Origin of the sequence: Flavobacterium sp. (assembly GCF_039930565.1) — a bacterium.
Lineage (GTDB): Bacteria > Bacteroidota > Bacteroidia > Flavobacteriales > Flavobacteriaceae > Flavobacterium.
Window position 1 is genome coordinate 1 of sequence record NZ_JBDTTP010000103.1, and the last position, 11,179, is coordinate 11,179.

At 32.0% G+C, this 11,179-nt stretch carries 6 protein-coding genes and 1 CRISPR repeat array; all 6 genes read left to right on the forward strand.

The window, feature by feature from the left end; translation table 11 throughout:
- On the forward strand, positions 1-1,245 hold a 1,245-nt coding region (locus ABI657_RS17755), incomplete at its 5' end, for a gliding motility-associated C-terminal domain-containing protein (protein ID WP_348098608.1).
- 60 nt (positions 1,246-1,305) lie between these two features.
- Positions 1,306-2,217, forward strand: a complete 912-nt coding sequence (locus ABI657_RS17760) for a type IX secretion system membrane protein PorP/SprF (protein WP_348098609.1) — start codon at positions 1,306-1,308, stop codon at positions 2,215-2,217.
- A 10-nt stretch (positions 2,218-2,227) separates the two neighbouring features.
- The gene (locus ABI657_RS17765) at positions 2,228-4,168 is read left to right on the forward strand and encodes an OmpA family protein (protein ID WP_348098610.1); all 1,941 of its coding nucleotides are present in this window, start codon (positions 2,228-2,230) and stop codon (positions 4,166-4,168) included.
- Between the two features lie 755 nt (positions 4,169-4,923).
- Positions 4,924-9,000, forward strand: coding sequence for a type II CRISPR RNA-guided endonuclease Cas9 (cas9, locus tag ABI657_RS17770; protein ID WP_348098611.1), 4,077 nt, complete (start codon positions 4,924-4,926; stop codon positions 8,998-9,000).
- Positions 9,001-9,002: 2 nt separating this feature from the next.
- Positions 9,003-9,932, forward strand: coding sequence for a type II CRISPR-associated endonuclease Cas1 (gene cas1 / locus ABI657_RS17775; RefSeq protein WP_348098612.1), 930 nt, complete (start codon positions 9,003-9,005; stop codon positions 9,930-9,932).
- Positions 9,925-10,272: a CRISPR-associated endonuclease Cas2 gene (cas2, locus tag ABI657_RS17780; RefSeq protein WP_348098613.1), complete on the forward strand. Its 348-nt coding sequence runs from the start codon at positions 9,925-9,927 to the stop codon at positions 10,270-10,272. The genes cas1 and cas2 overlap by 8 nt, the downstream gene beginning before the upstream one ends.
- Before the next feature lie 115 nt (positions 10,273-10,387).
- Positions 10,388-11,042: a CRISPR direct-repeat array (repeat unit 46 nt; unit sequence GTTGGGAATTATAAGTAAAAATACAATTTTGAAAGCAATTCACAAC).
- Positions 11,043-11,179: the final 137 nt, after the last annotated feature.

Below are 11,179 nucleotides of genomic sequence, written 5' to 3' on the forward strand. Positions count from 1 at the left end.
CTTACCAACATGAAAAATAAAATAACAAATATTGTTTTTTTCTTATTTTCGGTTTCGGTTTTCTCACAAGGGCAAACTACTAATACGGGAACATTATATGTGAGTCCAAATACGTTAATGACTATCGTTTCAGATTTTAACAATACTGCTACGGGAGGATATAAAAATGATGGCGAAGTTTTGCTTCGTGCTAATTTTAATAACGACGGAATTACAACTTTCAACACTTCTAATAATGGGTATACAAGATTTGAAGGTTTTCTTACCCAAAAAATAACAGGTGTTAGACCAAGTGAGTTTAATCATTTACTTTTTAATAATGCCAATGCCCAACCTGCTTTCCAATTATATGGAGAAATTAGAGTCACAGGTAATTCAGATTTTTTTAAAGGTATTGTCAATGATGATGACTTTGGTGGATTGATGGTGTTTGAAAATAAAGCAACACATACCAATACACACAATGAAAGCCATGTGGACGGAAAAGTTAAGAAAAACGGAACTACTGAATTTCAATATCCAATAGGAGATAAAGAATTATATCGATTTGCTGCGATTTCAGCACCTTCTGAAACGGCAAGCAATTTCACGGCGAAATATTTTTTTGAAGATTCTAATCCACTGTACCCACATGCGAATCGCCCTGAAACAATCAGTTTAATTGATAACAAGGAATATTGGACAGTTGAAAAAACTGGCGGAAATTCAGATATTATATTAACACTAAGCTGGGATGAAAACACTACGACACCTACAGCCGTTGTGACTGCACCTGAAAGTGCTATTCATATTGTTCGTTGGAACGCTGTGCAAAATCTTTGGGTCGATGAAGGAGAAGTTGCCGTAGATGTTACAAATAAAACAGCAACAACAGTATTAAATGTTGATGGATATGGCGTATTTACTTTAGCAAGAGTTAAAGAAGTTCCTACAGCTGGAGATATTGTTATTCATAATGTAATAACACCTGATGGAGATGGAAAAAATGACTATTTCTCTATTGTAGGAATTGAAAATTTTCCAAATAATACTGTAGAAGTTTACAACCGCTGGGGAGTTAAAGTTTTCGAAACAAATGGTTACAATTCCTCTGGTAACGTTTTTAGAGGTTACTCTGATGGAAGAACAACAATAGATAAAAATGAAGGCTTGCCTACTGGAACGTATTTCTATGTTTTAAAATACAAAGACAATGATTCTAATGCACATCAAAAAGCTGGTTATTTATATCTTACTAAGAAATAGTTAAAACAAATTGAAATGGCTTAGTGAAATAAGCTAAGCCAATTTTTAAAAATAAAAATTATGAAAAAAATTACTCTGTTTTTTCTGTTTTTTTCAAGCGCATTGTTTGCGCAACAAGATGCGCAGTTCACACAATATATGTACAATACTATTAATATAAATCCTGCCTACGCAGGTTCCCGAGGAGCATTGAGTATCTTCGGACTGTATCGTACACAATGGGTTGGATTAGATGGCGCTCCGGAAACCAGCAGTTTTTCAGTAAATACACCAATAGCAAATAGCAATCTTGGACTGGGTGTTTCTTTAATAAATGATAAAATTGGACCTACTAACGAAAATACGTTGTCAGCAGATTTGTCATATACCATTCCTACTTCAGAAAATTTTAAACTTTCTTTTGGTGTAAAAGCTACAGCGAATTTGTTTAATCTTGATATTAATAAATTGACCCCCGAAGATCAAGGTGATCCACAATTACAAGATTTCAATAGTAAATTTTCGCCTAATATTGGAGCAGGATTATTTTTCCATTCTGACAAAGCTTACATCGGTTTTTCTATTCCTAATTTTTTAGAAACAAACCGTTATAGTGATAATGATGTTGCTGTTTTTAAAGAAAAAATGAACTATTACCTGATGGCTGGTTATGTATTCAATTTAGATAGCTATGAATACATAAAATTTAAACCTGCACTTTTAACCAAAATGGTCGAAGGGTCTCCTTTACAAGTTGATGTTTCTGCTAATTTCTTATTCAATGATAAATTTACAGTGGGAGTTGCTTACAGATGGAGTGCTGCTTTGAGCGCTATGGCGGGTTTTCAGATTACTGATGGATTGTTTTTGGGCTATGCATACGATCGTGAAACAACGAATTTAAACAATTACAATTCAGGATCACACGAAATATTTTTACGTTTCGAATTCTTAAACAAATATGGACAGTTAACCTCTCCTAGATTCTTCTAATCCTTCCATTATGAAAATTAAAAAAATACTTTATATAGGTTTTATTGTACTATTGGCAATAAATGCAACCGCACAAAAGAAACCCTTGACGAAAGCTGAAAAGAATTATAATGAATATTCATATATTGATGCCATTGCCACTTATGAGAAAGTTGCTGAAAAAGGATATGCAGATGAAAAAATGCTCCAAAGGTTAGGAAATGCATACTATTTTAATGGGGAATTAGTAAAAGCTTTAAAATGGTATGATGCTCTTTTTGCTATTAATACTCAACAAGAACCTGAATATTATTACCGATATGTACAAACTTTGAAGGCGGCTGAAAATTATGTAAAAGCAGATCAAATGCTGGAGACTTTCAATACGCTGGTAAAAACAGATAAAAGAGGTTTGTTATTTGAAAGCAATAAGGATTATCTCGAACAAATTAAATTAAATTCTGGTCGTTTTGAAATAACAAATGCTGGCATAAATTCAAAATATTCAGATTACGGGAGTGCTTTTTTAAATAATAAAGTAGTTTTTGCTTCAGCAAGAGATACGGGAGCAGTTTCTAGAAAAATTTTTAAATGGACCAATAAATCATTTACCAATTTATATTCTGCAGAATTAAAGCAAGATGGAACAATTGGAGAACCAGAACGTTTCGACAGAAAAATTAATTCTAAGTTCAATGAATCTACTCCGGTTTTCACAAAAGATGGTAAAACCATGTATTTTACCCGAAACAATTTTTTAAAAGGAAAAAGAGGTAAAGATGATAAAAAAATTACTCTATTAAAATTGTACAAAGCAGATTTTATTGATGATAAATGGACCAATCTTACGGAGTTACCATTCAATAGTGATCAGTACAGTGTTGCCCATCCTGCTTTAAGCGTAGATGAAAAAAAACTGTATTTTGCTTCAGACATGCCAGGAACTTTGGGACAATCGGATTTGTTTAGTGTAACAATTAATGAGGATGGAAGTTTTGGAACACCACAAAATCTTGGGACAGCAATTAATACTGAAGGAAGAGAAACATTTCCTTTCATTTCTGGAGACAATGAACTTTATTTTACAACCGACGGAAGACCTGGTTTAGGCGGACTTGACATTTTTGTAACTAAATTGAATGTTGATAACAGTTTTGGAGCAGTTCAAAACGTTGGAGCTCCTGTTAATACCGGGCAAGATGATTTTGCTTTTATCATTAATAATGAAAACAGAATTGGTTTTTTCTCTTCTAATAGAGAAGGCGGAAATGGTTATGATGATATTTATAAATTTTTAGAAAACAAAAAGTTAGTTTGCGAGCAATCTTTAACTGGAACTGTTGTTGATGCTGAAACCAATATTATTTTGGCAGATAGCAGAGTAACTTTACTGGATGCACAATTTCAAGTATTAGGACAGATGACAACAGGATCTGATGGTAGTTATGTTTTTGAGGTAAATTGTGGAAAATCATATTATGTAAGAGCCGAAAAACAAGATTATGAAACGAAGGAAACTGCTATTTCAATCCCACAAACTGCTGGAAAAACAAATCTGGTAGTAGCTTTAGATAAAAGAATAAAAACCATTGAAGTTGGAACTGATTTAGCGAAAACATTAGAAATTCCTATTATTTATTTTGATTTAGATAAATCATTTATTACAAAAGAAGCAACATTCCAACTAGAAAAAATTGTAGCGGTTATGAACCAATATCCTAAGATGAAAATCGATGTTCGTTCACATACTGACAGTCGTCAAACTGCAAAATACAATATTGCTTTATCTGACCGAAGAGCAAAATCTACTATACAATGGTTGGTTAAAAACGGAATTGCTAAAAATAGATTAACTGGAAAAGGATATGGCGAAAGTCAATTGATCAATAACTGTTCAGATAGTGTAACTTGTACTGAAGCAGAACATCAGTTAAACAGAAGAAGTGAATTTGTAATTGTTTCAATGAAATAACAACTTTAAATATTTGAAAGAGGGCAAGAAAATGAATAACCTCAAAATTATTACTGTTTTTTTGCCTCTTTTATAGAAATGAGAAAATAATAGATAAAGAATAATTGTTAAGCAATTAAATGTAAACATTGAGGATGGTTTTACTCGCACCATTTGTGCGGGTTTACATAAGAGATTTATTTTTATATCTATTTGCCCCATATTAAGAAGTTTAAAAATCAAATGCTTTATATTCAAACCTCTTTTTTAGATGGTTTAAAATTTGAAAGCAAAAGGTTCGAATTGTGTACCAAGGAGTTCACTTAAAACACAAAAAGCCTGAGAATCTAGATTCTCAGGCTTTTTGTGTTTGCGAAACAGACTAAGACATAAATTTTATTTTTTTGTGTTCTCGTTTTTAGTAGAATATTCAAAATAATTTTTAGGCAAATATTATAATACCTTAAAATAATAAGGATAAAAAAAATGACCCTTTTGAGGCCGCTTTGAATGTTTTAGCTCACTGTTTTATATTGGTTTTTTGGTTTTCGTGAAACATTTAAAAAAATCCCATAGAAAAAGGCGAGTCTCCCCGCCTTAAATGTTTTCACAACGGAATAATCCTTATTGTGAATTGCTTCAAAATTGTATTGCAATAATACAACAAAATCTCTATTTCTTAATTATGGTTTTCCGTAAATCAATTAATTATCTTTTGCTTAAATTTCGTGATCAATTTATATAACGAGAAAAATCATTGTAAAATATAGTTAGAAATGAAGAAGATATTAGGATTGGATTTGGGGACAACATCGATTGGATGGGCATTTATTAATGAAGCAGATAATGATAATGAAACCTCATCCATTATAAATACTGGAGTTCGGATTGTTCCTCTTACCACAGACGAAGAAGCTGATTTTAAAAAGGGAAATACTATATCTATTAATGCAGACCGAACTTTAAAACGTGGAGCAAGAAGAAGTTTACAACGTTTTAAACAAAGACGTAATACTTTATTACAAATTTTTAGAGAAATCAATTTTATTACATCTAATTATGTTTATGCTGAAACTGGAAAGCAAACCACTTTTTCATCGTATCAATTAAGAGCAAAATCAGCAACAGAAGCGGTTACCAAAGAAGAGTTAGTTCAAGTTTTATTGATGCTAAATAAAAAAAGAGGTTATAAAAGCAGTCGAAAAGCAAAAACTGCCGAAGAAGGTGATGCTATAGACGGAATGAAAATTGCCAAAGAGATTTTCGAAAACAATCTAACGCCTGGACAATGGGTTTATAATTCCTTATCGAAAGGCGGAAAATTTGTTCCTGATTTTTATCGTTCGGATTTGCAGAAGGAAGTAGAAAAGATAATACGTTTTCAAAATCAATTTCATCCAGAGCAGATGAATGAAAAATTATTGGAAGATATTCAGGGTAAGCCAAGAACAGCAACTTCTCAACATTTTTCAAAAACATTGAATATTCCTCTTGCCGAAAATAAAGGAACTCGCGAAGAAACCAAATTACAGCATTACCAATGGAGAAATGAAGCTTTGACAAAAGAACTCGATTTAAAAATTTTAGCTTTTATTATTACCGAAATCAATAACCAGATTAATCAATCTAGTGGTTATCTTGGTACTATTAGTGACCGAAGCAAGGAATTGTATTTTAATCAGGAAACTGTGGGTCAATTTCAATACAAACAGCTGGAGCAAAATGTACACGCGAAACTAAAAAATCAGGTTTTTTACCGCCAAGATTATTTAGATGAATTTGAAAAAATTTGGGAGACACAATCGAAATTTCATCCCGAATTAAATGACAAACTAAAATCAGAAGTAAGAGACATTACGATTTTCTACCAACGAAAATTGAAGTCTCAAAAGCATTTAGTTAGTTTTTGCGAATTTGAAAAAGGACATAAAGCCATTCCAAAATCATCTCCTTTGTTTCAAGAGTTTAGAATTTGGCAGAATTTAAACAATATTGTTGTTAAAAACGAAACTACAAAAGAGCCGTTCCTTTTGGGTGAAGACTTAAAACAAATTATTGCTCAAGAATTATTGTTTAAAGAAAGTATGACCGATGCTCAACTATTAACTTTTTGTGATTTAAAGAAAGGAACTCATACTGTTAATTTCAAAAAAATAGAAGGCAACAGAACCAATACTTCACTTTTCAAAGCATTTGAAAAAATACTTGAAGTTGAAGGATATGAAATGGATTTTACTAAAATGAAACCTTCAGAAATAAAAGAAGCAGTATTTCCAATATTTGAAACTTTAGAAATCAACACTGATATTCTTGATTTTAACCCAACCATTCAAGGCAATGATTTTGACAAACAAGCCTATTATCAATTATGGCATTTGCTATATTCAGCAGAAGATGATGACAAATTAAAAGAAACTTTAAAAACTAAATTTGGTTTCAAAGAAAATCACATTCCTTTTCTTTTAAATATAAATCTACAAGCCGATTATGGTAGTTTGAGTGCCAAAGCCATCAAAAAAGTATTACCACATTTGATGGATGGACATATTTATGATAAGGCCTGTACATTAATTGGCTACAATCATTCATCATCGTTAACAACCGATCAAAATAATGAGAGAATTTTAAAAGACACTTTAGAATTACTCAAGAAAAATAGTTTGCGAAATCCTGTGGTAGAAAAAATCCTTAATCAGATGATTAATGTGATTAATGCTATTATGAAAGACCCGACAATGGGAAAACCAGATGAAATTCGGGTAGAATTGGCTCGTGAGTTGAAAAACAATAACGAACAGCGTAGCGAAATGACAAAAGCTATTAACAAAAGTACTACCGAACATGAGCAAATTAGAAAATTATTACACACTGAATTTGGAATAGCAAGAGTAACTAGAAATGATATTATTCGCTATAAACTTTGGAAAGAGTGTGATGGTATTTCACTTTATACAGGAAAACCAATCGAACCTTCAAAATTATTTTCTAAAGAATATGATATTGAGCATATTATTCCAAAATCACGTTTGTTCGATGATAGTTTTTCAAATAAAACGATTTGTGAACGTCAATTAAATATTGATAAAAGTAATAAAACAGCTTACTCTTTTTTACAGGAAAAATTATCTGCTGAAGAATTTGACCAATTCGAAAAAAGAGTAAAAAGCTTGTTTGGAAAAATTAGCAGAACAAAACAAAACAAGCTTTTAATGGCTGACAATGAAATTCCCGAAGGATTTATTGACCGCCAATTAAGAGAGACACAATATATTGCTAAAAAAGCCAAAGAAATTCTATTGGAAGTTTCCAGAAATGTAACCGCAACCATTGGAAGCATTACCGATAAATTACGTGACGATTGGGAATTGGTGGAGGTGATGAAAGAACTCAACTGGGATAAATACGATAAATTGGGTTTGACTCATATTGAAGAAGGTAAAAATGGAGAACGTTTATACAAAATTAAAGATTGGACGAAACGAAACGACCATCGTCATCACGCTATGGATGCGATAACTGTTGCTTTTACCAAACCCGCTTATATTCAGTATCTGAATAACTTAAATGCCAGAACAAATACCGATAAGAAAGGAAACGATATTATTGGCATTGAAAATAAATATTTAAAAAGGGATAAGAATAATAAACTTCGATTTATCGAACCAATACCAAACTTTAGAGAAGAAGCTAAAAAGCAACTCGAAAGTATTTTGATTTCCTATAAAGCAAAAAATAAAGTAGTTACCAAAAATAAAAATGTAACTAAAACAAGTGGAGGAACAAATCAAAAAATTCAATTGACACCTCGTGGACAACTGCACAAAGAAACCGTTTATGGAAAATTGCAACAATACATTACAAAAGAAGAAAAAGTAAATGACAATTTCACAGAAGAATACATTCAGAAAGTTGCAAAAAAAGACTATCGAGAGGCGCTTTTGAAACGATTGACAGAAAATGATAATGATCCTAAAAAAGCGTTTACAGGAAAAAATGCGCTAAATAAAACCCCTATTTATATTTGTTTAAAAGACAATATAGTTGTCCCTGACAAAGTAAAAATTGTTTGGTTAGAACCTGATTATACTATTCGAAAAGATATTACTCCAGATAACTTTAAAGATTTAAAAAGCATCGCCAAAGTAATTGATATTGGCTTAAAAACGATTCTTGAAAACCGTTTAACAGAATTTGGAAATGACCATAAAAAAGCATTTTCAAATCTTGACGAAAACCCGATTTGGCAAAACAAGGAAAAAGGAATTGCTATAAAACGGGTTACTATTAGCGGAGTGAGCAATGCACAATCTTTACATACCAAAAAAGACCATTTTGGAAATGAAATTTTAGATGATAATGAAAATCCTATTCCTGTTGATTTTGTGAGTACAGGCAACAATCATCACGTAGCCATTTACAGAGATGAAAAAGGAAATTTGCAAGATGAAGTAATTTCATTCTATGAAGCTGTAGTAAGAAAAAATGAAAAATTATCCATAGTTAATAAAAACCACAAAAATGGATGGGAATTCTTATTTACTATGAAACAAAACGAATATTTTATTTTCCCTTCGGATGGTTTTAATCCACAAGAAATAGATTTATTGAATCCAAAAAATTATCATTTGATTAGCCCTAATATGTTTCGTGTTCAGAAATTTTCAAAAGTAGAATATGGAAATGCTTCCATTAGAGATTATGTATTCAGACATCATTTAGAAACAACAATAAATGATGTAAAAGAATTAAAAGACAAAACATATAAGTCTATAAAAAGTCTTCCTTATTTTGAAGGAATTATTAAAGTTCGCATAAATCATTTAGGTCAAATTGTTCAACTAGGCGAATATTAGTTATGATAAAAAGAACCCTTTTCTTCGGCAACCCAGCTTATTTGAGCACCAAAAATGAGCAAATAGTAATCTCTTACCCCAACCCCTCCCCCGCCCTCCCCGAAGGAGAGGACGCAAAAAAAGAAGAAACCAAAACCGTGGCTATCGAAGATATTGGTGTTATCGTTTTAGAAAACCAACAAATCACAATTACGAATGGTTTGCTCGAAAAACTGACCAATAATAATGTAGCCTTAATCAATTGTGACCAATATCATTTGCCCATTGGTTTATTAATGCCTTTAAACGGACATACAGAACAATCTGAGCGTTTTAAAAACCAAATCAATGCTTCTGTACCACTCAAAAAGAATCTTTGGCAACAAACCATTTCTGCCAAAATCATGAATCAAGCGGGGTTACTGAAAGAAAAAGGAATCCCCTGCCGAAAAATGGAATTATGGGCTAAAGAGGTAACTTCTGGAGATGCACTCAATCACGAATCCAGAGCGGCGGTTTTTTATTGGCAAAACCTCATACCTATCGAAAATTTTACTAGAGGACAAAAAGGAATTCCTCCCAATAATTTATTGAATTATGGTTATGCCATTCTGCGAGCCATTACAGCAAGAGCAATTGTCAGTTCGGGAATGTTACCCACTTTAGGAATCTTTCATCGCAATAAATATAATGCCTATTGCCTAGCCGATGATATTATGGAGCCCTATCGCCCATACGTTGACCTGATTGTGTGTCACATTATGGAAACCGAAGATTCGTACCAGGAATTGACAACTGATATTAAAAAACAATTGTTAAGTATTGCCAGCATAGATGTATTTATTGACGGAAAGAATAGTCCGTTGATGGTTGCAATGAGTAGAACTACACATTCCTTACACGAATGTTTTGAAGGAACAGCAAGGAAAATTTTATACCCTGTTTATGTATGACGAACATTACACCCGATTAAACCAATATAGAAGTTTGTGGATATTAGTCTTTTTTGATCTGCCCACCGAAACGCGGAAAGAGCGTAAAATTGCCAGTGGATTTCGTAAGAAATTATTGGACGATGGTTTTTCTATGTTCCAATTTTCGATCTACATGCGGTTTTGTGCCAGCAGGGAAAACTCTGAAGTGCACACCAAAAGAATAAAGAACAATCTCCCTGAACATGGCAAAATTGGTGTGATGCAAATCACAGATAAACAATTTGGAATGATGGAACTATTTTATGGAAAGAAACCTATGGAAGCAGAAAAACCATCTCAACAGTTAGAACTTTTCTAAAATTAGGATTGAAAAACAAGCTAACTACCTGCACCTCAATACTGACATGAATCTATTTTTTAATTCCAAAACAAACATATAACTACCAACATATCAAACGATTAACTCGCGGTATGTTGGGAATTATAAGTAAAAATACAATTTTGAAAGCAATTCACAACGAAACGGTTGGATATAATCATCCCGTATTAGTTGGGAATTATAAGTAAAAATACAATTTTGAAAGCAATTCACAACGTATAACACAACAAAGATTAGGTAATCCAGGTTGGGAATTATAAGTAAAAATACAATTTTGAAAGCAATTCACAACGATACCCGACCAATACAGATCCAATTTACAGTTGGGAATTATAAGTAAAAATACAATTTTGAAAGCAATTCACAACTCCAAAGGTCTAACCCCGTTTACAGCATTGGTTGGGAATTATAAGTAAAAATACAATTTTGAAAGCAATTCACAACTCACCTTGATCTCTTAAATAATATTAACAAGTTGGGAATTATAAGTAAAAATACAATTTTGAAAGCAATTCACAACTAAAACGAAGCTACATACTATAAATTATAGGTTGGGAATTATAAGTAAAAATACAATTTTGAAAGCAATTCACAACTGTCACTATCTTTTTTAAATAAAGTTCCTGTGTTGGGAATTATAAGTAAAAATACAATTTTGAAAGCAATTCACAACTCAACTATTGAGGAAATCAACTACACTTTTGTTGGGAATTATAAGTAAAAATACAATTTTGAAAGCAATTCACAACATCGTGAGCATACTGAATAACTTTAACAGGTTGGGAATTATAAGTAAAAATACAATTTTGAAAGCAATTCACAACATATCAGGTTATCGGTTGTAAAGACCTAAAGTTGGGAATTATAAGTAAAAATACAATTTTGA

Excerpts from the sequence above, each read along its gene's own strand:
- ABI657_RS17760 (WP_348098609.1), top strand. The coding sequence starts at position 1,306 with ATGAAAAAAATTACTCTGTTTTTTCTGTTTTTTTCAAGCGCATTGTTT.
- ABI657_RS17765 (WP_348098610.1), top strand. The coding sequence starts at position 2,228 with ATGAAAATTAAAAAAATACTTTATATAGGTTTTATTGTACTATTGGCA.
- cas9 (WP_348098611.1), top strand. The coding sequence starts at position 4,924 with ATGAAGAAGATATTAGGATTGGATTTGGGGACAACATCGATTGGATGG.
- cas1 (WP_348098612.1), top strand. The coding sequence starts at position 9,003 with ATGATAAAAAGAACCCTTTTCTTCGGCAACCCAGCTTATTTGAGCACC.
- cas2 (WP_348098613.1), top strand. The coding sequence starts at position 9,925 with ATGTATGACGAACATTACACCCGATTAAACCAATATAGAAGTTTGTGG.